Here is a 25999-nt window from a genome sequence, read left to right as displayed (position 1 = left end):
TATAGTACAGTGGAAATCGTTTTTTTTAGTAAATAGTTTGAAAAACAATTACCAATATATTCTATAGTAATAAAACTAGAAGAAAAGAAAACATCCACTTAACAAGTATTTTTCTCATCCACTTACTGAATATAAAAATAGACAGTAAGAGTCTTGAATACCAGAACCCTTAAAGTTAAAAAACAGTTAGTTTTATTATGCGAATATTTCTACATAAGAGCGTATAAATTGACGTTACTATCTAAAAGTAAGTATGATGCGATTATAGTAAGAATTTTTTAGGGGGAAGAAAAATGACAAGTTCAAATAATAAAGCAGCAAGTATTTATGAAGGAACAAATATAAACGCTTGGGGATCTTTTGAAAATATTGAAGAAACGAAGTTATTTGACCCGATTCAAATTGGATCTTGGTCTCTTCGTAATCGCATAGCAATGGCACCGATGACGAGATGTTTCGCGAATCATGAAACGGGAGTCGTTGGTACTGATGTAGTCGAGTACTATAGAAAGCGTGCAGCTGATGAAGTTGGATTAATTATTACAGAGGGAATCGTCATTAGCCCAAGAGCAAAAGGGAATCCGGGAGTGCCAGGAATTTATACGCAAGAACAAATCGATTCGTGGAAGCCTGTTACAGAGGCAGTACATAAAGAAGGCGGAACGATTATTGCTCAAATATGGCATGTTGGACGTATGAGTCATCACGAAATAATTGGTGGGCAAATGCCACAAGCACCGTCTGCTATCGCTGCAGAGGGAAATGTTCCACGTTTTCGTAAACCGTTTGATACGCCAGAAGCAATGACGTTAGAAGAAATACAAGAAGTGATCGGTCAATACGCACAAGCCGCGAAAAACGCGATCGAAGCTGGATTTGATGGAGTAGAAATACACGGTGCACACGGATATTTAATCGATCAATTTACTTATGAGTTTGCGAATAAGCGTACTGATAAATACGGCGGAGACTTAAAGGAAAGGTTAACGTTTATGAAAGAAGTAACGGAGGCTGTAATAGAAGCTGTTGGAGCTAATAAAACACTTCTTCGCTTCTCTGCTTTCAAAGGTGATAATCCTACTTATATGTGGGAAAACCCTGAGCTTGCAATTGAAACGTTTGTAACTATGTTCAAAGAAGTTGGATTAACGATGATTCACCCTTCAACGATGAATTATACGGCAGTTATTGCTGACGGAAAAAACTTTCATCAATTAGTAAGAAAATATTGGGATGGTACGATCGTAGGAGTAGGGAATTTAAATCCGAAAGAGGCTGAAGAAGCGTTGCAAGAAGGAACAATTGATGTAGTGGCATTCGGAAGACCTTTAATAGCTAATCCAGATTTTGTTCATCGAATTAAAAATGCTGAAAGTTTAGTTGAATATGATGCGAAAGAGCATCTTGCTACTTTAATTTGAATAAAGATAAAAGGAGAACACATCAGGTGTTCTCCTTTTATTATGGATTTTCATAGGAGGAAGCGGGATGAGTGAAACGCTACTCGTTATTATTAGTGTATTGCTCTTATTGATGTTACTATTAATCATTTTTTTTATTATTACATTTTTTATTAAAAAACGGACGCATCATTCTATATTAAAGTTACATCCATACTTAGGAAGGATGCGTTATTTACTTGAAAAGATAGGGCCGGAATTTAGGCAATATTGGTTTGATCATGATACGGATGGAAAGCCCTTTTCACGTTATGATTTTCAAAGTGTAATGTTTCTAGCAAAATACCGTTCAGAAATACTCGGTTTTGGATCAAAACGAGATTTTGATGCATCTGGATATTATATCGCTAATACATTATTTCCGAAATTAACAGATGAATTAAGTATGAATGTAACGAAAGAACGTGAAGGGAAAAAGTATGTGATTCATAAAGAAGGGTTATTTTCACGAAGAGAAAAATTGACAGCGGATACAACGAATCTTTGGTTATACGAAGAAGACGATGCAATTATCGTCGGTGACAACCGCAAATATCCGTGGAAACTGTATGGCATGTTTGGCGCATCAGCAACTTCTTACGGTGCGATTGGCGAAAATTATATTTTAGCGAGCGGGTTTGGTGCGAAGATGGCTGGCGGATCGTGGATTAATACTGGCGAAGGTGGCGTTATTCCAGAACATTTACATACAGGTGCAAATATCGTTGCGCAAATTGGTCCAGGATTATTTGGATATCGTGACGAGGATGGTAATTTTTCAATGGAGAAATTTATGGAGAAAGCAAAAGAAAGCAATATTAAAGCATTCGAATTGAAATTTGGGCAAGGTGCGAAAATACGTGGTGGTCATCTAGAGGGACAAAAAGTAAATGAGAAAATTGCTTCTGTTCGGAATGTGCGAGAAGGAGAAACGATTAATTCACCGAATCGATTTCCATTTTTAAAGAATGCAGTAGATACACTTTATTTTATTCAACGTTTGCAAGAAAACGGCGGTAAACCAGTTGGGATGAAGATTGTAATTGGACAGCAAGAGCCGTTGGAAGATTTATTCAAATCGATGAAAGAGTTAAACATCTATCCAGATTTCATTACAGTTGATGGTTCAGAAGGTGGATCAGGTGCAACGTATAAATCGATGGCAGATAGTATGGGGATGCCGCTTATTCCAGCGTTACTGACATGTATTGATACAGCGAATCATTATGATGTTCGGGACAAATTCAAAGTTTTTGCCTCGGGGAAATTAATTACACCAGATAAAGTGGCAATTGCTTTAGCTATTGGCGCAGATGCTGTAAATTCAGCCCGCGGTTTTATGATGGCAAGTGGCTGCATAATGGCGCTTCAATGTAATTCTGGGCAATGTCCGTCTGGTGTGGCGACGACGAATCCTCATTATCAAAAAGCGTTAGATCCGTATGAGAAGAAGTGGCGGGTCATGAACTATATAATAAGTATGAGATATAGTTTGTTTTCACTTGCGGCAGCAGCGGGAGTAAAGAGTCCGCGTCATTTAACGAGAGAGCATATTGTGTTTAAAGATGAGATGGGAAGAGTAGTTCCTCTTTCGGAATTGTTTCCTATAGTAAATCAAACCTAAAAGTATATTTAATATGTAAGATTTTTCAGAGGAATAATCATATCGTTTGGAAAAATTAGGAGTATAATAGGGGAGTATTTTTAAAAATGACTATTTTTAGGGAGAGATTCACTTGCAGCAAGGTTCATACAGTATTACAATTTTTTTACTCGTCATAGGGCTCGTTATATTTAGGCGCATGCGTTCTATGAATCGCCCAATTAAAAATAAAGGAAGACGACTACTATTGCCATTATTCTTTTTATTACCAGGTTTTTCTTTATATGCTACACCGATACAACTTGCTGTTTGGCAAATTGGTATAGCTGCTGGAATTGGACTGTTATTATCAATTCCACTTATTATTTTAAGTGGATATGAAATCAGAGAAGATGGTCATATTTATGCAAAAAAAAGTATCGCTTTTATTGCTACATTTTTAGTTATCGTTCTTTTACGTGCTTATTTTAGAAGACATTTGCAAGGTTTAGATCCAAAGTCAATCGGCATTCTTTTTTATACTCTTGCAGTTTGTTATATAGTACCTTGGCGCATTGGTTGCTATATGAAATTTCGTAAAGTATATGTAGAGAAAGAGAAAATTGCAATGCCAATAAGTTAAAAGTCATACATTCGTATGGCTTTTTTCTTTTAAAATTTGTCTGATAAGTGAATGAGAATAAAGTGTGAAAAAAACGGTATTTTATTTTTTTGAATATTATTACTTCAATTTATTTTGAAAGCCGGGTAATCCACTGGGATAAAGGCGTTTATAAAGGTTTTCACATGTAGTGAAAAGGGTTTGTTCACTTGAAAGAACAAAAAATGTTTGTTAAGGTAGGGAACCATAAGCGAAAACAAGAAAATAGAAAAAGTCATTTTTCGAAATTTTGAATGGCTTATGTAACTAAGGGAGAGATTTGGTGAAGATTGAGATTATGGTTTCGCTTGCTATTTATATGGCAGGTATGTTGTATATCGGTTATTGGTCTTATAAGAAGACGTCCGATTTATCAGATTATATGTTAGGCGGAAGGGGACTCGGTCCAGCAGTTACAGCTTTATCAGCTGGTGCTTCTGACATGAGTGGCTGGATGCTAATGGGATTACCTGGTGCGATGTATGCAACAGGATTATCAAGTGTATGGATTGCGATAGGTTTATTAATAGGTGCTTATGCAAACTATTTAATTCTTGCCCCGCGTTTGCGAACGTATACAGAAGTGGCAAATGATTCAATTACGATTCCGGATTTTTTAGAAAATCGGTTTAAAGATCGTACGAAAATACTTCGTTTTGTCTCCGCTATCGTCATTTTAATATTTTTCACATTTTATGCGTCGGCTGGTTTAGTTTCAGGTGGACGTTTGTTTGAAAATTCTTTCAACCTTGATTATAAAATTGGTTTATTTGTAACTGTCGTTGTCGTTGTTGCTTATACACTATTCGGTGGCTTTTTAGCAGTAAGTTGGACCGACTTTGTGCAAGGTTGTATTATGTTTATTGCTCTTGTATTAGTGCCAATTGTAGCTTTTACAGATGTCGGTGGTGTAACAGAAACATTCAATACGATTAACCAAGTTGATGCATCGCATTTAGATATGTTTAAAGGTACTACAATTCTTGGTATTATTTCATTTTTAGCATGGGGTCTTGGGTATTTTGGTCAACCGCATATTATTGTTCGCTTTATGGCAATTACCTCTGTTAAAGATTTAAAAACTTCTCGTAGAATCGGTATCGGTTGGATGACGATTTCAATTATAGGTGCAATGCTTACTGGTCTAATTGGTATTGCTTATTATGCTAAAAATAATGCGACGTTACAAGACCCAGAAATGGTCTTTGTAACATTCTCAAACATTTTATTCCATCCATACATTACTGGGTTTTTATTATCAGCTATTTTGGCTTCGATTATGAGTAGTATTTCCTCGCAATTACTCGTTATTTCAAGTGCTGTAACGGAAGATTTCTATAAAACATTCTTCCGTCGTAACGCAAGTGACAAAGAACTTGTATTTATCGGTAGACTGTCAGTGTTAGTAGAAGCTATGATTGCAGTTGTTTTAGCGTATCATCCAAGTGATACAATTTTAACACTTGTCGGTTATGCTTGGGCAGGCTTTGGTTCAGCATTCGGACCCGCTATTTTATTAAGTTTATATTGGAAGAGAACGAACAAATGGGGCGTTCTTGCCGGTATGATTGTAGGTGCAGCAGTTGTTATTACTTGGGTGCAAATTCCAAGTTTAAAAGCGACTATGTATGAAATGGTACCTGGATTCTTCTGTAGTTTATTAGCTGTAATTGTTGTAAGTTTATTAACGAAAGAACCAGTGAAAGCAATTCATCGTGAATTTAATGAGATGGAAGCAGTGCTGGAAGAAGAAACGAAATAATTAGCGAATAGAGTAAACGATAACTGACGTTTACTCTATTTTCATTTCAAATGAAAATAAGGAATTATTGACAATAAAAAATAAGTAACTTATAATAAATCTCGAATTCAAGATAATTTAAATTTTAAGTAATGATTTCTTAATGATGTTAGATGGAAAAATTTTTTGGGTAATTATCTCGAATTCGAGATAATTTTAAAAAGATAGAGAATGATATGTAATTTCGTGTATTTTATCTCGAATTCAAGATAAAATCATAACGATGGATTTTACTTTGCAGTATGGACAAAATGAATAATGAATTTTAATGTATAAAAGTTTTTAAAATGAAATAAAAAGGGGCGGAGAAAATGGAAAAGAAAACAATGGGAATTCATCACATTACAGCAATCGTAGGACACCCACAAGAAAATGTAGACTTTTATGCTGGTATATTAGGGTTACGTTTAGTGAAACAAACAGTGAATTTTGATGATCCAGGCACGTACCATCTTTATTTTGGTAATGAAGGAGGAAAGCCTGGAACAATCATTACGTTTTTCCCATGGGCAGGTGCTCGTCAAGGTATTATTGGGGACGGTCAAGTTGGCATTACGTCTTATGTCGTACCAAAAGGTGCAATGGAGTTTTGGGAAAATAGATTAGAAAAATTCGATATTTCGTATACAAAAATGACTCGATTTGGAGAGCAGTATTTAGAATTTGATGATCCACATGGTTTGCATATAGAATTAGTAGAAAGAGAAGAAGGCGTATTAAATAATTGGACTTTTGGAGAAGTTACGCCAGAAGTAGCAATTAAAGGATTTGGCGGTGCTGTTCTTTTATCTGCACAACCTCAAAACACAGCTGAATTGTTAGAGCATGTTATGGGTCTTGAGAAAATGGGAGAAGAAGGTGAATTCGTTCGATTCCGTTCTTCTGCTGATATTGGGAATATTATCGACTTGAGGCTATCGACAATCGGGCGTGGCCAAATGGGTATTGGTACAGTCCATCATATTGCTTGGAGAGCGAGTGATGATGATGATCAACTAGACTGGAAAGAGCATGCGTCTCGTTTTGGATATCACGTAACTCCTGTACAAGATCGAAATTATTTTAACGCAATTTATTTTAGAGAACACGGCGAAATTTTATTTGAAATTGCAACAGACCCTCCTGGTTTCGCTCATGACGAATCGTTAGAGACGATGGGTGAGGAATTAAAGTTACCGGAGCAATATGAACCACATAGAAAACAAATTGAACAAACACTTTTACCATTTGAAGTGAGAAATTTAGACGAAAAGTGATTGAAAGGGGAAGAGGATTATGATGAAACATGTGTTTCAAAAAGGAAAAGATACGTCAAAACCAGTGTTGTTATTACTTCATGGTACAGGTGGTAATGAATTAGATTTATTACCACTTGCAGAAATAATTGATCCGGAAGCATCTGTATTAAGTGTTAGAGGAAATGTATTAGAAAATGGCATGCCACGTTTCTTCCGTAGATTGGCAGAAGGTATTTTTGATGAAGAGGACTTGATTTTCCGTACGAAGGAATTAAACGAGTTTTTAGATGAAGCTGCAAAAACATATGAATTTGATAGAAATAACATTGTAGCTATCGGTTATTCAAATGGAGCAAACATTGCTGCAAGCTTATTATTCCATTACGTTAATGCATTAAAAGGCGCTGTGCTCCATCACCCAATGGTGCCTAGAAGAGGAACACAATTGCCTAATTTAGCAGGGAAATCCGTATTTATTGCTGCTGGGACAAATGACCCAATTTGTTCATCAGCAGAGTCTGAGGAATTGAAGGTAATATTAGAAAATGCAAACGCTACTGTAACAATGCATTGGGAAAATAGAGGACATCAATTAACAATGGGCGAAGTAGAAAAAGCAAAAGAATGGTATGACAAAGCATTTTAAAAAAGAAGTATCTGCTAACAACTAGCAGATGCTTCTTTTATTATTTACGACTGGATTGCAAGGTGAGATGAAGAAAGCGGTAGTTGAATATCAACAATTGTACCTTTATTTAATTCGCTTGAAATGTGTAATTTACCATGATGTTCTTCAATTATTTTGTAACACATCATTAATCCTAGTCCAGTTCCCTTTTCTTTTAAACTATAAAATGGTTCGCCTAAACGAGAGATACGATCTTCTGGGATACCACAACCTTCATCGATAATACGTATTAAGATGAAGGTATCCTCAAATGGCTTTGTTTGGATGTAAATATTTCCGCCATTTGGCATTGCTTCTATCGCATTTTTTAATATATTTATAAAAACTTGTTTTAACTGGTTACCATCACATTGAATATCATGTTTGTAATCAAAATGATCCATAATGATGTGAACACTATGCATAATAGCAGTTGGTAAAATAAATGTAACTACCTCTTCAATTAAAGTTTGTATGTTACAAGTTTGGATAGATAATACTTGTGGTTTAGACATCGCCATAAATTGACTTGTGATAGATTCCATTTGTGAAATTTCACTTAACATAACATCGATATACCATTTCTGCTCTTCATTTATTTCAGGGAGTAGCAATGTTAGAAAACCTTTTAGAGAAGTGAGTGGATTTCGAATTTCATGGGCGATTCCAGCTGTCAGTTGTCCGACTACTGCGAGCTTTTCTGATTTTCGTAATAACTTTTCCGTTTCTTTTAGCTCGGTAACGTCTCTTCCCATGACGATAAGACCTTTTCGCGAGCCGTCAGGATGATAAAGTGGAACTTTCGATATACTTAAGATTAGGTCGAAATCATCTCTATGTATAATAAATTCCTCACCATGAAGAATTTGTCTTTGTTGCCATGCTAGTTCGTCGACTTCTTCACAATGTAAAAAAGCTTCTCGGTACGCTTCATTATATTGAATGAGTTCACTATCTTTTTTTCCGTGGTAAGGTACATGATGGAAATTAAAGCAAGAAAGTGCGTAGTCATTTGCCTCAAGCCAGCGCCCCTCATGATCCTTAAATATAACAAACGCAGGCATGGAGTTCACTAATGTACGTAACCTCTTCTCACTTTCTTTTAGCATATTCTCAATTCTTTCTGATTTCTCAAGAGGTTTCATAATGGCATATACGCCAGTTAGACGATTTTGGACAAAAATAGGAACTAGTTTTGTCACGACGTCTAATAAGAATCCATTTTTATGATAAATAGATAAAATATACTCTTGTTGATTATCTGCTCCAGTATTCTTTATATTTTGTAATACTTGCTCAGAAATATGAGCTTCTAAAATAGAGGTAATATTTTTCTGTTCTAATTCTAAAGAATTGTAACCTAATATTTTTTCGGCAGAAGGATTTATATGTAGAATAACTCCCTCTAAATTTAATGAAATAATACTATCAGGATTGTGTTTGAACAGAGATGCGTACATTTCTGTTAATGAACGATCTTGTATATGGTTTCGCAAACGTCTAGAAATGTTCGGATGACGTTTTCTTTGAGTTGATGAATATTTTTTACGACTCATAATAGTTCCTCCGTACAAATAGCATCTAAAAAGATTTGTCTATCCATAACTATAATATAGATGTAATGTGTATTTCTATAAAAAATGGAAGTTATATAATAAATTTTGTTTTCTTTATTTTGGAAAAGTGAGTGTAAGGTCGTAATAAGGGGAGCTTATATTGTTTTATAAATCTTTTGTAAGTTACAGGAGTAGGTTTTCTTTATAACATTAGGGTAGAAGAGAGGGAGAGAAAATGAGAAATTATATTCAAGGTATCGATCATGTGCAAGTAGCTGCGCCTGTAGGGTGTGAAGAAGCAGCACGAGAGTTTTACGGTAATAAAATTGGTATGGAGGAAATACCGAAGCCAGAGGAATTAAAGAAGCGTGGTGGGTGCTGGTTTAAGTGTGGAAATCAAGAGATTCATATCGGAGTTGAGCAAAACTTCAACCCAGCTAAAAAGGCGCATCCAGCTTTTTATGTTTTAAAAATTGATGAATTTAAACAAGAGTTAATAAAGCAAGGTATTGAAGTAATAGATGATCATGCACGGCCAGATGTAATTAGATTTTATGTGTCAGATCCGTTCGGAAATCGAATTGAATTTATGGAAAATAAAAACTAGGTGGAAATCCACCTAGTTTTTTAACTTTTTCTAAACAAACCTAATACTTCAACAGTTTCGGTAATGTTAACGAATGCATGAGGGTCAATTTCGGAAATTGTTAATTTCATACTTGCTAATTCTTCACGAGAAACGACTGTCATAAGTACACGTTTTTTTTCGCTGGAATAAGCACCTTCGCCATCAAGTAATGTAATTCCACGTACAACAGTTGAAAGAAGTTGTTTTTTCATTTTTTCTGCTTCATTTGTTACAATCATAAGTGTAACCTTTCGATGTTTCGTATGAATAGCATCGATCACTTTACCAGTTACATAAATTGAAAGTAAGCTTGTAAGAGCAACATCCCAAGTGAAGAAGAATCCTGCAATTATTACAACGACTGCATTTAAAATAATAAGGAATCCACCAAGTTTAATATCTCTTTTACGAGACAATAGCATACCGATAATATCAAATCCACCAGTTGAGCCATTACAGTTAAAAACAAGACCGATACCAGCCCCAGCAATGACACCACCAAAGATAGATGATAAAAGTGGATCTGTTGCTACGACTTTCACTGGAACATAGTATAATGCAACAGATAATACAATAACAGAGATAATCGTGTTAAAAATTACTTTTTTTCCAAGACCTATGTATCCTAGAATAAGGATAGGTAAGTTTAATACAAAGTTAATAATACCTGTGTTTACAGGCGTTACAATCCCTAAAATAATAGCAATTCCGCCAATTCCACTACTTAAAATTTTGTGGGGGATAAGGAAAAGATTAAATGCAATCGCAATAATAATAGAACCGATAATAACACCAAGAAATCTGACCATCTCTTTCCCGTCCTTCACTAAAAAATTCATATTATTTCAAGATTATATATGATATTGAAAGTTTTGGGTAAAAACAGTTTATTTCGGAAAATTAGATTAATCAAAAGAATTCGAGTATTTTATCATTTGGAAGGGGATACAGATATGAAGGTAAAAACGTATCAACAGAAAAGCCCGTTGAAGCAAGAATGTGAGGATTCTTATTTTTGTAATGAAGAAAAAAAGATGTATGGTGTATGTGATGGTGCAACACCGCTCGTCCCGTTTCGTGATGAAAAGGGACATAATGGAGCATACATCGCTTCGCATTTATTTGCAAGTTATTTTGCTTCATTACGTGAAAATCATAGTTTGCAAGTTGCTGTTGCAAAAGCAAATGAAGCATTGCAAAGGAAAATGTTAGAGTATGAAGTAGATACGAGAAAGAAAGAGCATTTGTGGTGTACATGTATTGCGGCAGTTCAAATAGATGGTGAGAAAATTGAATACGCACAGTTAGGGGACTGTATGATTGTCGCAATACTTCAAAATGGGACGATGCAAGTATTAACGCAAGACACGGTTGAAGGAATTAGTAAACGAGCAAAAAAGAAGAGGGAAGAAGACCGTAATAAAGGGTTAACTGTACCAGAAGAACATGTTTTTCAAGATGTGCGAGAACAGTTAAAATATAATCGTTATCTTGCAAATATGCAGGGCGGGTACTCCGTTGCGAATGGAATGAAAGAAGCGATACATTATTTACAACATGGTGAACTACATATAGATGAAGTGAGCGGGATTTTTCTTTGTTCAGACGGATTATTCCACCCAGATTGGCCACTTGAACAAACTGTTGCATATATAAGAAAGAATAGTATAAATGAATATGTAGCAATTATTGAAGAGCTAGAAGAGGAAAAGAGAATAAGGCCAGACGATAAAACAATTGTGATCATTGATTTTTAAGGGGAGGATGTTCGAATGGAAATTAAATGTGTTAATTTAACATTTCAAGATGAATTAGTTCCTTTAGAGAAAGTTAATAAACTGATTATCCACCATACATCCGAAGATGGATGGGATGTGTATAAAACACATGAATTTCATCAAAAAGTAAGAGGGTGGAGCGGGATCGGTTACAATTATTTTATTGAAGAAGATGGAACTGTAGTCGAAGGGCGAGGTTTACATATTGGAGCACATGCGAAAGATAATAATAGGGATACAATTGGAATATGTATGACGGGTAATTTTGACAAATATGATCCAACTACCGCACAAATAAATGCATTATATTTTTTATGTAAAATGTTTATGAAGCAGTTTGCTATAAAGAAAGAAAATATACTCGGTCATAGGGAGCTAGAAGGCGTTACAAAAAGTTGTCCTGGAAAGCGTTTTTCTATGGTAGAGTTAAGAAACGTACTATCTTAAATATAGAGGAGTCTTAAATGATGATGAATATAAAAATACCAAATGATAAAAAAGAAGAGCTTGTGGCACAAATCCAGCAATTTTTCGTTGAAGAAGATTTAGATGAAATTGGACGTTTCCAAGCAGAGCGATTAATAGAAGAAATGATTAAATTAGTAGGACCATTTGCATACAATCAAGCAATTGGAGATGCTAGAAAGCTTGTAACAGAGAAACTATCTAATATTGAAGAAGATTTGTATGTGTTAGAGAAGAGTGAAGGGAAGTAAAAAGAGCCGTTTTGGCCGTATTCCATCAATTATAAAATAAGTATTATGCCACGGCTTTTTCCGATGTTCTGTTTGGAAAAGGCCGTGAAGTTGTTTTTTGGCATATAAAATAAAGTTTCTCTTTTTTTTGTCAAAAAGAACCCTAGAACTAAAAACGTTATTCTTTCTTAACAGGCTAGATGAGAAAGAATAACGTTTTTTTAGATTGAGATTAAAAATATATTATCTTAATTTTATCTTTTTTTAATAATTTATTTATGGGCAATTTATAGTTGCTATTTATAATTCCTATATATAACAGCTATGGATACTACGAAAAAGAACTTTGGAGGTGTAACCAATTAGCTGTAATCAAAATGTAAAACATGAATTGCTCACATAGAATCTTCTTTTGGAAGATAAGTGGTGTAATTCTTTGTTAAATGAAGGGATTGGGAAGCTATGAATAAAACGATTTTAAAAACATGTATCATATCAGCAGTTTTAGGTGGAAGCCTATTGAGTGAAAAAAATGGAGAGGTAAAAGCAGAAGAGGTTCCACCACAAACGAGTCATACTGATGTATTCAAAGATGTTCCAAAGGGGCACTGGGCATATGAGGCGATTCATCAATTAACAGGTGAGAAAATTATTTTTGGCTATGATGATGGAAGATTTGGTTTTGGAGATAACGTAACACGCGAACAAGTTGCAGCATTAATGTATCGTTATTTTAATATGGCAGAAAACAAAAATTATGAGAACCCATATGGGGACGTAAGCGAAGATTCGACAAGCTATATAAAGGAAATTTTATCTTTAACAGAAATGGGCGTTTTTACGGGTGACGAGCATGGGAACTTTAGACCGAAGGCATCCTTAACACGTGCAGAAATGGCACAAGTTCTTACAAATGCTTTTCATTTAAAGGCAAAGAGTGATCATACTTTTAATGATGTTTCAACGAACTCATGGGCAAGAAATGCAATTAGTGCTGTTCAAACAAATAATATTGCAAAAGGAGTAGGAGGAGGGAAATTTGCTCCAAGTATGGATGTGACGCGTGAACAGTACGCACAATTTTTATACAATGCAATACAAGAAACTAAACAAACTCAACAAACGAAAGGGCAACTACTAGCTAGCATACTTGGTGAAACAAATTGGAAAGGGACAAAAGTCTATGACAAAGATCATAATGATGTAACGAAAGAAAATCAAAATTTCATCGGGCTTGCAAAATATGATGCTAAAACTGCAAGGTATGAATTTTTTAATGCAAGTACAGGAGAAAGTCGTAATGATAGCGGTACCTTTTTTATAACGAATGATGGAAAGAAAAGAGTGTTAATTTCTGAAACGAAAAATTATCAGGCAGTTGTTGAATTAACGCAATTAGACAAGGAAAAATTTACATATAAAAGAATGGGGAAAGATGCAAAAGGGAACGATGTAGAAGTATTTGTTGAACATGTTCCTTACCATGAAAAAGAACTTTCTTTCACGCAACCTGATAAAAATTTAGAAAGCTCGACAGGGAAAATAGTTACAGACGTTGATGGAGATGAAATTTTATCTAGTACACTATGGAACGGAACGGTGGTATTAGACGAACAGGGTAATAATGTAACAAAATACAACTCAAACTTAATCAGTCTAGCAAAATATGATAAAAATACAAATAAATATGAGTTTTTTAATGTGAACACAGGGGTAAGTCGTGGGGATTATGGTTTCTTCGATGTTGTACATGGTAATAAAATAAGAGCTCACGCTTCGTTAGGAAATAATAAATATGGTGCGGTCCTTGAACTTACAGAGTTAAATAAAGAGAAATTTACGTATACAAGAATCGGGAAAGATGCGAATGGAAAAGATATAAAAATCTTTGTTGAGCACGAACCGTATACAGGCGACCTAAAACCAAATTTCACAAAGTGATCTTTTACTCTAGCAAAGGTATTATGTTGGGGAATGTTGGTAAGGAGAAGCCTCAGTGATTAGGAAGTTATATAGTAGAAGAAAAATAGCTGTTTATAGACAAATAGATGCCTGAAGGCATCTATTTGTCGTTTTAAAATGATTTTACAGGTAAATATAAAATACAAATTCTTTTTTCTCGGATCTAGTAACTCCCTACTTGCACCACCATACATCTTTGTTCTTTTTTATTTATTCTCTTTATGTTCTTTATATTCATGTACTTTCTCTTTTACATTACCAACCGTATCTTTAGCAGTGCCTTTCACTTTATCCCATTTTCCTTCAGCTTGTAATTTCTTATTGTCAGTTACTTTCCCGACAACTTCTTTTACTTCACCTTTTACTTTATCAATGGCACCTTCTACTTTTTCCTTTAAACCATGATCATTCTTAGTCATACATTTCTCCTCCTTGTAGTTTGATTAGAATTCTCTTTTCATATTGCAAGTTGAATGATGTATCTAGTAATAGCGTAACAAATATAGTTTGAATATTCAAATGATTAATAGGATAGAAAAGAAAGTGTCATAAAATGTATAAAATTGTAATGAGAAGAGAAAGAATGTAAATTACATGTCTTTTGCAGTCCATATTGATTTCGTATAAGCAATTTTCATATGGGCACGTTCCATATTATTTTGACTGCTGCTACCGAACCTTGTTTGTCCAACTATTAAGTTACAGTTGGATTCAATAGCCGTCTCTATTCGTTTTTGAATTAATGCAGTATGACAGCCTTTACGCTGAAATTCTGGCAAAGTAGCAGAAGCAGCTAATGATGCAATCCCATTATTTATATACAGGACACCAATACCCGCAGGAGTGTTTTGAACTTCGGCTATGAAAAAATGCCAGCCAGGTTTATTGTAGAGAATTTCGTTATTTTGATGGACGCCATCTTTTGTAAAGGATGGCATGTTAAATCCGCGTACGTATATGTCTGCAAAAATATGAAATTCATTTTCTTTTAGTTCGCGTACTGAAATGTTAGAAGGAAGAAGGGAAGGGTCTTCTCTCGGTATACTATATAAAGCGGTATGGAAGCTGGATTGGTAAAATCCTCTTTGAGATAAGTATTGAAATAATTTGGCTGTACCTTGAGCGGGTGTAATTTCAAAACGACAAGGGATTTGTAGCGATTGATAATAAGAGACGATTTCATCTATCTCATCTGTATTTGTAAATGTAATCCCTTTTACCGTATTAAAAGCAGGACCAGCAATTATTTTTGATGAAAAGGCAGTGGCACTCCCGAACTTTTTCATTTGTACTTGCATTGGATTTCCGTTTATTGCTTGTAGTGCCTTTAATCTAGAAGAAAGCATATGTATTTCTGCGCTTTCAATTTCTTGTGCTGTATTGAGCGTCATAATAGTACTCATAAAATTCCTCCGTTAATAAATATATTTCATAGTACATATACGATGTATGTTATGAGATTCCTGTTGAAATGTAAGAGAATAAGAGGTTTTTTGGAAGGAAAATGGAAGTGAACTGTCGAAGGGAGTGGAAACAGATTAAAGGTGGTGCTCTCATGAAACAGAAAGGCGTGCAGACATGCTCTAATTGTGGTTCTCAAAATATAGGAGAAGGTGAGTTTGTCGGATATGCACAAATACGGAAAAAGGAGACGATGTTTACATCTTCACCAGTAGATGCTTATATTTGTACAGATTGCGGGAATATCCTTTTATTAAAAGTACGAAATTATGAAAAGTTTAAGCAGAAGCCGTTATGATTATTGAGAAGTGTTTTTATTAGGGAAATTAATAGGAGTAATATTTTACATATATGTGAGTATGCCTTATATAAAGAGATGACAACATATACTGTGTGGGATGCTTATTAATCGTTGCACAACGTACAAAAATGTATAGAAGAAATTGTGAATCAATATTAGTCCTCTTGAAATATTTTATATCGAAAACTCCTTTAAATGAACAAGGGAGTTTTTTGATTTTGTATAACAATAATTACCTTTAATTGTTATAATTTGTTATTGAGATGGGTTATATAATTAACGCCCCATAATCATGGGGGAAAATAGCTAAATCGTATACAAAACCGCTAAATAACACAATCGCAACCGTAAGTTGACAAAGTGCAACCGCAGGAAGATAGAGATAAGGGCAATGTTTACATACAATTTAGGTAAGAAAACAAAGGGGGACACACATATGGGATTTGGTGAAAAGCTTTTTAAATTAAGAAAGGAAAAGGGTCTTTCTCAAGAAGCGTTAGCTGAAAAATTAAACACAACAAGGCAAGCAGTTAGTAAGTGGGAAAACGGTCAAGGATTTCCTGAAACTGAAAAGTTAATAATGATTGGAAATGTATTTGAAGTATCACTCGACTATTTATTAAAAGAAACTGCTGAGCAAAGTAATGAAAATGTGGAGGGCTATTACGTAAGTCAGGAAATGGCAGAAGGGTATATAGTGTATGGGCAAAAAATTTCTAAATATATTGCGCTAGGATTTAGTTTGCTCATTTTATCTACAATACCGTATTTATTATTTAAAGAAAATGCAACAATTTCGACATTCCTTGTTATTATCATTGCTGTCCTTGGAATTGGAGCAATGATGGTACCTGTAACGATAGAAGAGAGTAGATACAATGTATTGAAAAAAGAAGAACTACTATTTGATCAAAACTTTCTAAAAGAATTGACAAAAAGATATGAAGTAATTAAGAAAAAGTATGCTGCAGTAATGATCGTTGGATTTTGTTTTATAGCAGCAGGAGCGATACCATTTTTATTTGAGAAAAAGCATATCACTTCAGGAGAATTAGTGCAGTATTATCCGTACTGTGTTGTACTTATTGCGATTGGAGTCTATCTTTTTGTTCGTGTTGTAGGAGTGTGGGAGATGTATCGGATTTTAGTAGAGAATAAAGAATATAGCAATCGTATTATTTTTAAACTAAAAAAGAAAGTGAGAGATAAAGTGGATAATTTTTAATAGGAGAAAATCTATTTTATTAAAAGCTAAGATAGGAGTGAAATGATGTCAAACATTCTAGAAATTAAAAATTTAAGTAAATCATTTGGAAGCAACGTTGTTTTAAAAGATGTTACATTCAATGTGCCATCAGGGGCAATTATTGGATTCATTGGTGACAATGGGGCAGGTAAATCAACAACATTTAAAACAGTACTAGAATTAATTTCTAAAGATAGCGGTACAGTAAAAATATTTGGTGAAGAGAATATAAATAAAGATGCCAAGAATAAGGGGAAGATTGGAGTCGTATTTGATGCTATGAATCTACCGGCTCATCTTACGATAAAGCAATTAAACAAAGTTTTTAAAAAGATGTTTGAATCTTGGGATCAAGATAATTTTTATCGATTAGTTAATACTTTTTCTTTACCTACTAATGAGAAAGTAGGTAAATTCTCGCGTGGAATGTCAATGAAACTAACTATAGCTGTTGCATTGTCGCATAATGCAAAATTATTAATTCTAGATGAAGCGACAGGAGGTCTTGATCCTTCATCTAGGGAGGAGGTGTTAGAGGAATTAAAAAGTTTTGTGAATAAAAGTAATGGTGGTATATTACTTTCTTCACATATTATGAGTGATGTAGAAAAAATAGCTAGTCACCTTATTGTGATAAAAGATGGAGAAATTTTATTGAATGAAGAAAAGGATAAGGTTTTGGACAATTATGCCATTGTAGATGTTGATGAGGAACAACTAACTTTAATCAACAAAGATATAGTTGTGGTGAAAAGGAATAATGGTTCTTATTTCAATGTACTTGTATCAGATGTGCATAAACTACCAAATGGGATTGCTCATAGAACCATTTCGATAGAAGAAATAAGTATTTTATTAACGAGGAGTGAAAAATAAATGAAAGGTTTATTATTGACAAACTATTATCTAGTGTATCGAACTTTCTTTACGTTCATGGGAATAGCGATATTAGGAGCGGGATTGGTTTTTTATTTTGGTAATGCTTCAATGTACCGTTTAATTGCTACATTCATTATCTTATTTGCTGCGATTCCTGCACTTGAAGTTATTAAATATGAGAGTAAGTCGGGGTATGAAAAATATGTACTTACTTTACCGGTTACTAGAAATGACATTGTGCAAAGTCACTACCTTTTCTATTTTTTAGTTGTAATTATTGGTACTTTATTATCGTATGGCATATTTTATGTACATGGTTTAGTTTCAGATACACCAATTGATGATGGTATATTTAAGAGTGTTTCTTTAGGGACGTTCATCATTCTTAATGCCGGAGCAATAGCTTATCCGCTTCTCTATGTTTTTGGAGCAGAAAAATCTGATGCTATTACAATTGGAGGCGCATGTGGGGGACTTGTTACTTATTTTGGATTACAAAGTGTAATTGGATATCTAATAGAACAATTTCCAATATCAAATTTAAATTCATCTGTATACGTTTCAATTCTATATACAACATTTGGCGTTATCATATATATCTTTTCTTATTTCATTTCGATATTTATATATCGTAAGAAAGAATTTTAATATATTTTCTCTTAGTATTTTCTGAATTATTTCCAAAGAAATAATTCAGAAAATACAGAAAAATGTCGTAATTATTCGTAAAAGTCTGTTATAATAAACGAAAAATGAAAACGCTTTAAAGGGGGATGTAACCAATATGATGATGAATGTACCGCTAACAATTAGTTCTATGATGGAAAGAGCAGAGAAACTGTTTTCGAAGAAAGAAATTGTTTCACGGACACATGATACAGTTACGACGTTAACGTATAAGCAGTTAGGTGAAAGGACGAGAAGACTTTCAAGTGCGTTAAAAAAATTAGGAATTAAAGAAGGCGAGCGTATAGGAACGTTAGCGTGGAATCATCATCGACATGTGGAAGCATATTTTGCTATTCCTGGTATTGCTTCCGTTTTACACACAATTAATATTCGTTTATCTCCTCAACATATTTCATACATTATTCAGCACGCAGAAGATCGAATTCTACTTATAGATGAAGATCTCGTACCACTCGTTGAAAATATTCAATCACAATTATCAACTGTACAAGCCTACATTATTATGACTGATAAAGATGAACTTCCCAATACTACGCTAGAACCTGTATATCATTATGAAAAACTATTAGAAGAAGGCGATCCGAATTTCCAATTTGTAAAAGATATTGATGAAAATACACCTGCTGGTATGTGTTATACGTCAGCGACTACAGGAAATCCAAAAGGTGTTGTATATACGCATCGTAGTACTGTACTGCATTGTATGGCACTCGGTTTAGCGGATACAGCTGCTTTATCGGAAAGTGATGCGGCGATGGCAATTGTACCGATGTTCCATGTGAACGCTTGGGGGCTTCCTTTTGCAGCTACTTGGTTTGGAACTAAACAAGTTCTGCCCGGACCAATGTTTACTCCAAAAATTTTATTAGAGATGATTCAAGCTGAAAAAGTAACGATAGCAGCAGGTGTGCCGACAATTTGGCTCGGCGTATTACAAGAATTAGAAAATAATAGTTACGATTTATCTAGTATAACGAGAATATTATGCGGTGGTGCTGCTGCACCGAAAAGCGTTATTAAAGCATTTGAACAAAAATATAATGTTCCTTTCGTACATGCATATGGTATGACTGAAACAAGCCCACTCGTAACACTTGCACGTTTAAAAAGTTATGAAACAGAATTATCATATGAAGAGCAATTAGAAATCCGCTCAAAACAAGGATATCTTGTCCCTGGTGTAGAGATGAAAGTAGTCGGTACAAACGGTGAAGTGAAGTGGGATGGTACTGAGATGGGAGAGTTATGTTTACGAGCACCTTGGATCGCTGAAAGTTATTATAACGATGAACGTACTGTCGAAGGTTTTCGTGATGGTTGGTTATATACAGGAGATGTCGTTACGGTTGACGAGGAAGGCTGCGTGAAAATTGTTGACCGTACGAAAGATGTTATTAAAAGCGGAGGTGAGTGGATTTCTTCAGTTGACCTTGAAAATGCATTAATGGCACATGATGCTATATTTGAAGCAGCTGTCGTTGCCGTTCCTCATCCGCAGTGGCAAGAGCGACCAATTGCCTGCGTCGTTCAAAAGAAAAATAGTACAGTAACAAAAGAAGAAATATATGAGTTTTTAAAACCACAGTTTGCGAAGTGGTGGTTACCAGACGATATTGTATTTATGGAAGAAATACCGAAAACATCTGTTGGGAAGTTTTTAAAACAGGCGCTTCGGAAAGAACTTGAGCATTTGCATAAAGAGAAATAATTGAAAAAATATTTGTAAACCTATATTTAAAATAAGTTGACAAATACTAAATAGAAAGATAATATAACTCCTGTAATATGTTATCTAAAAATCATTTTAAGTTTACAAATAGGAGAAGCAAATATGAATACAAAAAACCTAGTTTTCGTCGCTTTATTTAGTTCTATTATGGGAGTGTTAGGGTTAATACCTCCAATTGCTCTTGCTATTACACCAGTTCCGATTACATTACAATCACTCGGTGTTATGCTTGCTGGTGGATTGTTAGGATCACGTCTTGGTGCGTTAAGTCAGCTTATTTTCTTACTTATAGTTGGAGTTGGAGCACCATTACTTGCTGGTGGACGCGGTGGTCCAGGCGTATTTGTTGGGCCAAGTGCAGGATATTTACTTGGTTATATCGTTGGAGCGTTTGTCATTGGTTATTTAATTGAGCGTTTACGTGAAGTCTCTATAATAAAGGTATTATGTATTAATATAATTGGTGGTATTTTCGTAGTTTATGTATTTGGTATCATTGTACAAGCTTTCTTTATGGATGTTTCTATATGGCAGACGATGAAAGTAAGTGCCGTATTTTTACCAGGTGATTGCATAAAAGCGATTATAGCAGCAATTCTTGTAACGAAATTACATCGTTCATTGAAACATATTATTACGCCTGCTCTCAAGAGTGGGAAATATACAAATGCGGGATAAGAAAGAGAAGAAACACGTTCATTGCGTGTTTCTTTTTATTATTTTGTAAAGAAAGGACGTCTCAAATGGGGATTACAAAAGAATATAAAAAGTATGCCTCTTTACAAACAAATAAAATAGCAATAAAGGAAAATGATCGAGTATTAACATTTAAAGAATGGTTTGAGTCAGTATGTAAAGTAGCAAACTGGTTGAATGAAAAAGAATCGCAGAATAAAACGATAGCAATTGTATTAGAAAATAGTATGGAGTTTTTACAACTATTTGCTGGTGCTGCTATGGCCGGATGGGTTTGTGTGCCGTTAGATATAAAGTGGAAAGAGTATGAGCTCAAAGAAAGAATTGCGATCAGTAACCCGGCTATAATTGTGACAGAGCGATATAAGGTAAATGATCTACCGGATGAAGAAGGAAGAGTAATTGAAATTGATGAGTGGAAAAGAATGATAGAGAACTATCTTCCTACATATAATCCTGTAGAAAGTGTACAAAATGCTCCGTTTTATATGGGATTTACATCAGGATCGACTGGAAAGGCAAAAGCATTTTTACGTGCACAACAATCGTGGGTTCATAGTTTTGATTGCAATATACATGACTTCCATATGAAAAAAGAAGATTCTATTTTAATAGCTGGGACGCTCGTTCATTCTCTTTTTTTATACGGTGCAATAAGTGCATTATATGTAGGGCAAACGGTGCATATTATGAAAAAGTTTATTCCAGATCAAGTGCTGGATAAGTTAGAAACGGAACACGTTTCGGTCATGTATACAGTTCCGACAATGCTAGAATCTTTATATAAAGAAAATAGAGTAATAGAAAATGGAATGAAAATTATTTCGTCAGGAGCGAAATGGGAAGCTGAAGGGAAAGAAAAAATAAAGAGTATATTTCCTTATGCGCAAAAATATGAATTTTACGGTGCATCGGAACTAAGTTTTGTAACAGCACTAGTTGATGAAGAGAGTGATAGAAGGCCAAATTCAGTAGGAAAACCTTGTCACAATGTGCAAGTTCGAATATGTAACGAAGCAGGAGAAGAAGTACAGAAAGGCGAGATAGGAACTGTTTATGTGAAAAGTGATCAGTTTTTTATGGGCTACATATTGGATAAGGTTTTAGTTCCAGAGTTGACTGCGGATGGCTGGATGACAGTGCGAGATGTAGGTTATGAAGATGAAGAAGGCTTTATATATATAGTAGGTAGAGAGAAGAATATGATTTTATTTGGAGGAATTAATATTTTCCCAGAAGAAATAGAAAGTGTATTACATGAACATACAGCTGTGGATGAAATAGTTGTAGTTGGCGTGAAAGATAGTTATTGGGGTGAAAAACCTGTCGCTATCGTAAAAGGAAGTGCTACGAAGCAACAATTAAAAAGTTTTTGCTTACAACGATTATCCTCGTTTAAAATACCGAAAGAATGGCATTTTGTAGATGAAATACCGTATACAAATAGCGGGAAAATCGCTCGTATTGCAGCAAAAAATATGATTGAAAACCTGGAGAAAATATATGAATAGAGCGGTTATTGTAGAAGCAAAAAGGACACCTATTGGTAAGAAGAATGGGATGTTGAAAGATTATGAAGTTCAGCAATTAGTAACGCCGCTTCTTACGTTTTTAAGTAAAGGAATTGAGAGAGAAATAGACGATGTCATATTAGGGAATATTGTGGGGCCGGGAGGGAATGTTGCGAGATTATCTGCTTTAGAAGCAGGACTTGGCTATCATATTCCTGGTGTAACGATTGACCGGCAATGTGGTGCCGGATTGGAAGCGATTCGTACTGCATGTCATTTCATTCAAGGCGGCGCAGGTAATTGTTATATTGCAGGAGGAGTAGAGAGTACAAGTACATCACCTTTTCAAAATAGAGCGCGATTTTCACCAGAAACAATTGGTGATCCTAATATGGGAGTGGCGGCTGAATATGTTGCAGAGCGTTATAATATAACGCGAGAAATGCAAGACGAGTATGCTTGCCTTAGTTATAAACGGGCACTGCAAGCATTAGAGAATGGATATTTACAAGATGAGATACTTTCGTTTAATGGATCTTTTGACGAAGCTATAAAACGAGAAATGAATTATGAAAGAATGATTAAAAGAACAAAGCCCGCATTTTTACAAAATGGTACAGTAACGGCAGGTAATTCGTGCGGTGTAAATGATGGAGCATGTGCCGTTCTTGTAATGAAAGAGGGGCAAGCACGAAAATTAGGATACAAGCCTGTTCTTCGTTTCGTTCATAGTGCTGTAGTGGGAGTAAATCCAAATCTTCCGGGGACTGGTCCGATATTTGCGGTAAACAAATTATTAAACGAAATGAATGTAAAAGTAGAGGACATCGATTATTTTGAAATAAATGAAGCGTTCGCTTCAAAAGTTGTTGCTTGTGCAAAGACGTTACAAATTCCGTATGAAAAATTAAATGTCAATGGTGGAGCAATTGCGCTCGGTCATCCGTACGGTGCATCTGGTGCTATGCTCGTAACACGATTGTTTTATCAGGCACAAAGGGAGTATATGAAATATGGAATTGCGACGTTAGGAATTGGTGGTGGAATAGGGTTAGCGCTATTATTTGAAAAAGTAGAAGACTAGAAAAGAACTAGTTTTCTACTTTTGAGGAACATAAGCATTGCTACCAGGTTTTGCTTTTATTTCATTCCAAGCAGCGATAGCATCAGTTTTTGATTTCCCTTTGTTATTTGGATCTTCGAAAAAGTCGCGAGTAAAGCGATTGTATTCAAACTGTGCGCTGATAGTTGTTTTATTAATAGGATCTTTTTTTCGTTCGTTTTCTTCATACCAAAACGTTATCGCGTCTTCATATGTTTTTCCGACATTCTCTTTAAAAAATTTTTGGAGAGCTACTGTAAAGCGGAAGTTTGCTCCGATTTTTTCTTTGAAAAAAACACGAACATCTTCGCTACAGCGGTGCTTGTTAGTAATAATCGTTTGAAGAGAAAGTTCTTTATAAGAGAGAGAAGCTTTACTCACCTTTTGACCAGAGCTGTTTTTTAATATTTTACCAGTAGTTAAATAATGTGAGATACGCTCAGTTATTTCAATCTTAGAGCCACTAGCTGGCAAACCATGCTCACGGCAAAATGTTTGGAGTTCTGCTTTTAACCAATAATAGTTTTGGAAATCTTCAAGTGATATAGGTTTTGTTAAGGGTGGACGCATAGATGTAACAACTTCTTTCTTCCATAATTTTCTTTAATTATAAAACGTATGTTCTTTTTGTGGAAGGATTAATTTGTAAATATAATGGGAAGAGGGGATTACATATGGAAAATGTAATGCAAGTTCGTGTTACGGGAATTTTAATTGAAGATGAAAAAGTATTGCTAGTAAAGCAAAAAGTTGCTAGTCGCAATTGGTCTTTACCTGGGGGAAGGGTAGAGAATGGTGAAACGTTAGAAGAAGCGATGAGTCGAGAAATGAGAGAAGAAACAGGGTTAGAAGTTAAAATTAAGAAGCTACTCTATGTTTGTGATAAACCGGATGCTAGCCCATCTTTATTGCATATTACGTTTCTGCTTGAAAAGATTGAAGGTGAAATTACGCTACCTTCTAACGAGTTTGATCATAATCCGATTCATGATGTGCAAATGGTACCGATTAAAGATTTAAGTCAATATGGTTTTTCGGAAACTTTTATCACTCTTATAAGTGAAGGTTTTGCAAGTGCAGGGAGTTATCAAGGCTTGAAACAAAATATAGGCCTGTAAATATAGTTGAAGGATAGCAGTTAGCTATCCTTCATAAACATGTTTTACACTGCTGACTGTATAGAAGAAATAAGTTGATTTAAAAACTCGTCCCCAGTCATAAGCGCTTTCCCGCCGCCGCGCGCACTCTTTTTATTTCCGCCACCTTTTCCCTCAATTGCAGGAAGAGAATCTTTTAAAAGTGCGTTCATATCAAGTGTGACTGTTTTTCCGCAAGCGAGGATGCATTGTAGTTTGTCATCATTTTCGATAACGAAATATGTAATGGCATGCTCTTGTTGTTCTGTAATACTAGCAGAAAGCTTTGCGATTTCTTGCATAGAACGATTTGTAAATACTTTAGAAATAAGTATGCCAGCGTGTATTTTTAAAGGCTGTTGAAGTAGTTCATTTGCCTCTGCAAATAATAATTTTTCATTCATTGTTTGTATTGCTTTTTCATTTTCTTTTTGAGAAGTAAGAAGTTGTGCTACTTTTGCTGGGATATCACTCTCGCTACTGTTTAATTGTTTAGAAACATCTTTCATAATTTGTTGTTGTTTGCCCATTAAATTTAGTGTGCGCCAACCAGCGATAAATGTTAATCGTATGCCACCTTTATTGCGCTCCCACCCTAGTACTTGAATAGGACCTACTTCACCTGTACGTTTCGGATGCGTTCCGCCACAGCCGTTGTAGTCGAAGTTCTCAATTATAACAACACGTATATTTTCTGTTATAGTCGGTTCTTTACGAAGGGGGAATGTTTTCGCTTTTTCTAAGTTCATCCACTCGATATGGATTTGATGGTTTTCGAAAACAATTTTGTTGGCAATGTTTATTGCTTTTTCAACCGTTTCTGTATGAAGATTTTCTATTTCTAAATCAATTGTTACCGTTTCTTTACCAAGGTGGAATCCAATCGTAGGTATGTTAAAATGGTCCCAAAAAGCAGCAGATAAAATGTGCTGAGCCGCATGTTGCTGCATATGATCAAAACGGCGCTCCCAATTGATTTTACCTTCTACTTCTTCTGTATGTAATTTTTCTACAATGAAGTGACGAATTTCCCCATGTATCTCTTCTACATTGATTACATCGATATCATTTAATGTGCCAGTATCATGCGGTTGTCCGCCACCTGTCGGATAAAATGCGGTCTCGTTTAAAACGACGTATAAGTTACCGTCTTTATCATAATCTTGCTTTATAATTTTTGTAGTAAAGTCTTGCTTATAAGCGTCAGTGTAATATAATTTTTGCTCCAATTTTCTTTCCCC

General features: G+C 34.9%; 26 protein-coding genes and 1 pseudogene. 21 read left to right on the top strand and 6 right to left on the bottom strand.

Features of this window, described 5'->3' with window-relative positions; translation table 11 throughout:
* The first annotated feature begins 293 nt into the window (after positions 1 to 293).
* The 6 genes from NHG49_RS18400 (at position 294) to NHG49_RS18375 (ending at position 7367) form a co-directional block, all read left to right on the top strand.
* Positions 294 to 1421: an alkene reductase gene (locus tag NHG49_RS18400; protein ID WP_088047022.1), complete on the top strand. Its 1128-nt coding sequence runs from the start codon at positions 294 to 296 to the stop codon at positions 1419 to 1421.
* Between the two features lie 67 nt (positions 1422 to 1488).
* On the top strand, positions 1489 to 3063 hold the full coding sequence (locus NHG49_RS18395; protein ID WP_064477006.1) for an FMN-binding glutamate synthase family protein: 1575 nt from the start codon (positions 1489 to 1491) through the stop codon (positions 3061 to 3063).
* Positions 3064 to 3175: 112 nt separating this feature from the next.
* A complete protein-coding gene (locus NHG49_RS18390) occupies positions 3176 to 3664 on the top strand; it encodes a CcdC protein domain-containing protein (RefSeq protein WP_064477005.1) in 489 nt (162 codons plus the stop codon).
* 301 nt (positions 3665 to 3965) lie between these two features.
* Complete coding sequence (gene putP / locus NHG49_RS18385) at positions 3966 to 5444, top strand: sodium/proline symporter PutP (RefSeq protein ID WP_142289322.1); 1479 nt, start codon at positions 3966 to 3968, stop codon at positions 5442 to 5444.
* A gap of 350 nt (positions 5445 to 5794) precedes the next feature.
* The gene (locus NHG49_RS18380; protein WP_064477003.1) at positions 5795 to 6739 is read left to right on the top strand and encodes a ring-cleaving dioxygenase; all 945 of its coding nucleotides are present in this window, start codon (positions 5795 to 5797) and stop codon (positions 6737 to 6739) included.
* A 19-nt stretch (positions 6740 to 6758) separates the two neighbouring features.
* Positions 6759 to 7367, top strand: coding sequence for an alpha/beta hydrolase (locus NHG49_RS18375; RefSeq protein WP_064477002.1), 609 nt, complete (start codon positions 6759 to 6761; stop codon positions 7365 to 7367).
* 44 nt (positions 7368 to 7411) lie between these two features.
* Here NHG49_RS18375 and NHG49_RS18370 read toward each other — a convergent pair whose 3' ends face one another.
* On the bottom strand, positions 7412 to 8944 hold the full coding sequence (locus NHG49_RS18370; RefSeq protein ID WP_064477001.1) for a BA3702 family sensor histidine kinase: 1533 nt from the start codon (positions 8942 to 8944) through the stop codon (positions 7412 to 7414).
* A gap of 235 nt (positions 8945 to 9179) precedes the next feature.
* Between NHG49_RS18370 and NHG49_RS18365 the strand changes: the two genes are divergently transcribed.
* Entirely contained in the window at positions 9180 to 9551 is a 372-nt protein-coding gene (locus tag NHG49_RS18365; RefSeq protein ID WP_001246933.1) for a VOC family protein, read from the top strand.
* Positions 9552 to 9571: 20 nt separating this feature from the next.
* Here the strand turns inward: NHG49_RS18365 and NHG49_RS18360 are convergent, their stop codons facing one another.
* Positions 9572 to 10411, bottom strand: coding sequence for a YitT family protein (locus NHG49_RS18360; RefSeq protein WP_141669153.1), 840 nt, complete (start codon positions 10409 to 10411; stop codon positions 9572 to 9574).
* Between the two features lie 114 nt (positions 10412 to 10525).
* Here NHG49_RS18360 and NHG49_RS18355 point away from each other — a divergent pair, with 114 nt between their 5' ends.
* The 4 genes from NHG49_RS18355 (at position 10526) to NHG49_RS18340 (ending at position 13986) form a co-directional block, all read left to right on the top strand.
* A complete protein-coding gene (locus NHG49_RS18355) occupies positions 10526 to 11329 on the top strand; it encodes a protein phosphatase 2C domain-containing protein (protein ID WP_064476999.1) in 804 nt (267 codons plus the stop codon).
* Between the two features lie 15 nt (positions 11330 to 11344).
* Positions 11345 to 11797, top strand: a complete 453-nt coding sequence (locus tag NHG49_RS18350) for a peptidoglycan recognition protein family protein (protein ID WP_064476998.1) — start codon at positions 11345 to 11347, stop codon at positions 11795 to 11797.
* A gap of 17 nt (positions 11798 to 11814) precedes the next feature.
* Complete coding sequence (locus tag NHG49_RS18345) at positions 11815 to 12066, top strand: DUF2164 domain-containing protein (RefSeq protein ID WP_001983516.1); 252 nt, start codon at positions 11815 to 11817, stop codon at positions 12064 to 12066.
* Between the two features lie 441 nt (positions 12067 to 12507).
* A complete protein-coding gene (locus tag NHG49_RS18340; protein WP_064476997.1) occupies positions 12508 to 13986 on the top strand; it encodes a DUF4822 domain-containing protein in 1479 nt (492 codons plus the stop codon).
* Positions 13987 to 14213: 227 nt separating this feature from the next.
* On the opposite strand, the gene NHG49_RS18335 is transcribed toward NHG49_RS18340, so the two are convergent.
* Positions 14214 to 14426, bottom strand: a complete 213-nt coding sequence (locus NHG49_RS18335) for a CsbD family protein (protein ID WP_016077378.1) — start codon at positions 14424 to 14426, stop codon at positions 14214 to 14216.
* A 171-nt stretch (positions 14427 to 14597) separates the two neighbouring features.
* On the bottom strand, positions 14598 to 15410 hold the full coding sequence (locus NHG49_RS18330; protein WP_064476996.1) for a GNAT family N-acetyltransferase: 813 nt from the start codon (positions 15408 to 15410) through the stop codon (positions 14598 to 14600).
* A 152-nt stretch (positions 15411 to 15562) separates the two neighbouring features.
* Between NHG49_RS18330 and NHG49_RS18325 the strand changes: the two genes are divergently transcribed.
* The 9 genes and pseudogenes from NHG49_RS18325 to NHG49_RS18290 all read left to right on the top strand — a co-directional run bounded on the left by NHG49_RS18325 (position 15563) and on the right by NHG49_RS18290 (position 23604).
* Positions 15563 to 15766: a hypothetical protein gene (locus tag NHG49_RS18325; RefSeq protein ID WP_064476995.1), complete on the top strand. Its 204-nt coding sequence runs from the start codon at positions 15563 to 15565 to the stop codon at positions 15764 to 15766.
* A gap of 3 nt (positions 15767 to 15769) precedes the next feature.
* Positions 15770 to 15874 (top strand): annotated as a pseudogene (locus NHG49_RS31730) (GNAT family N-acetyltransferase); the annotation flags it as partial.
* 331 nt (positions 15875 to 16205) lie between these two features.
* Positions 16206 to 16994 carry a helix-turn-helix domain-containing protein gene (locus tag NHG49_RS18320; RefSeq protein ID WP_064476994.1) on the top strand — a complete coding sequence of 263 codons (789 nt, stop codon included), beginning with the start codon at positions 16206 to 16208 and terminating at the stop codon, positions 16992 to 16994.
* A gap of 45 nt (positions 16995 to 17039) precedes the next feature.
* A complete protein-coding gene (locus NHG49_RS18315) occupies positions 17040 to 17891 on the top strand; it encodes an ABC transporter ATP-binding protein (protein ID WP_088047028.1) in 852 nt (283 codons plus the stop codon).
* Entirely contained in the window at positions 17892 to 18542 is a 651-nt protein-coding gene (locus tag NHG49_RS18310; protein ID WP_064476992.1) for an ABC-2 transporter permease, read from the top strand. It begins immediately after the preceding gene.
* Between the two features lie 136 nt (positions 18543 to 18678).
* Complete coding sequence (locus NHG49_RS18305) at positions 18679 to 20292, top strand: long-chain fatty acid--CoA ligase (RefSeq protein WP_064476991.1); 1614 nt, start codon at positions 18679 to 18681, stop codon at positions 20290 to 20292.
* 123 nt (positions 20293 to 20415) lie between these two features.
* Positions 20416 to 20991 carry a biotin transporter BioY gene (locus tag NHG49_RS18300; protein ID WP_001093321.1) on the top strand — a complete coding sequence of 192 codons (576 nt, stop codon included), beginning with the start codon at positions 20416 to 20418 and terminating at the stop codon, positions 20989 to 20991.
* 65 nt (positions 20992 to 21056) lie between these two features.
* Positions 21057 to 22520, top strand: a complete 1464-nt coding sequence (locus NHG49_RS18295; RefSeq protein ID WP_064476990.1) for an acyl-CoA synthetase — start codon at positions 21057 to 21059, stop codon at positions 22518 to 22520.
* The gene (locus NHG49_RS18290; protein WP_064476989.1) at positions 22513 to 23604 is read left to right on the top strand and encodes an acetyl-CoA C-acyltransferase; all 1092 of its coding nucleotides are present in this window, start codon (positions 22513 to 22515) and stop codon (positions 23602 to 23604) included. The genes NHG49_RS18295 and NHG49_RS18290 overlap by 8 nt, the downstream gene beginning before the upstream one ends.
* Before the next feature lie 15 nt (positions 23605 to 23619).
* Here the strand turns inward: NHG49_RS18290 and NHG49_RS18285 are convergent, their stop codons facing one another.
* Positions 23620 to 24192 (bottom strand): DUF6434 domain-containing protein, encoded by a 573-nt coding sequence (locus NHG49_RS18285; RefSeq protein WP_064476988.1) that lies wholly within the window; start codon positions 24190 to 24192, stop codon positions 23620 to 23622.
* A 104-nt stretch (positions 24193 to 24296) separates the two neighbouring features.
* On the opposite strand from NHG49_RS18285, the gene NHG49_RS18280 reads away from it, so the two are divergent.
* Positions 24297 to 24740: an NUDIX hydrolase gene (locus NHG49_RS18280; protein WP_064476987.1), complete on the top strand. Its 444-nt coding sequence runs from the start codon at positions 24297 to 24299 to the stop codon at positions 24738 to 24740.
* Between the two features lie 44 nt (positions 24741 to 24784).
* On the opposite strand, the gene NHG49_RS18275 is transcribed toward NHG49_RS18280, so the two are convergent.
* On the bottom strand, positions 24785 to 25987 hold the full coding sequence (locus NHG49_RS18275) for an alanyl-tRNA editing protein (RefSeq protein ID WP_148666413.1): 1203 nt from the start codon (positions 25985 to 25987) through the stop codon (positions 24785 to 24787).
* Between the last annotated feature and the right edge of the window lie 12 nt (positions 25988 to 25999).

The sequence above is a fragment of the Bacillus sp. IBL03825 genome (assembly GCF_024712505.1).
GTDB lineage: Bacteria > Bacillota > Bacilli > Bacillales > Bacillaceae_G > Bacillus_A > Bacillus_A wiedmannii.
Note: the sequence above shows the minus strand (reverse complement) of the source record. Positions and strands in the feature narration are given on the sequence as shown.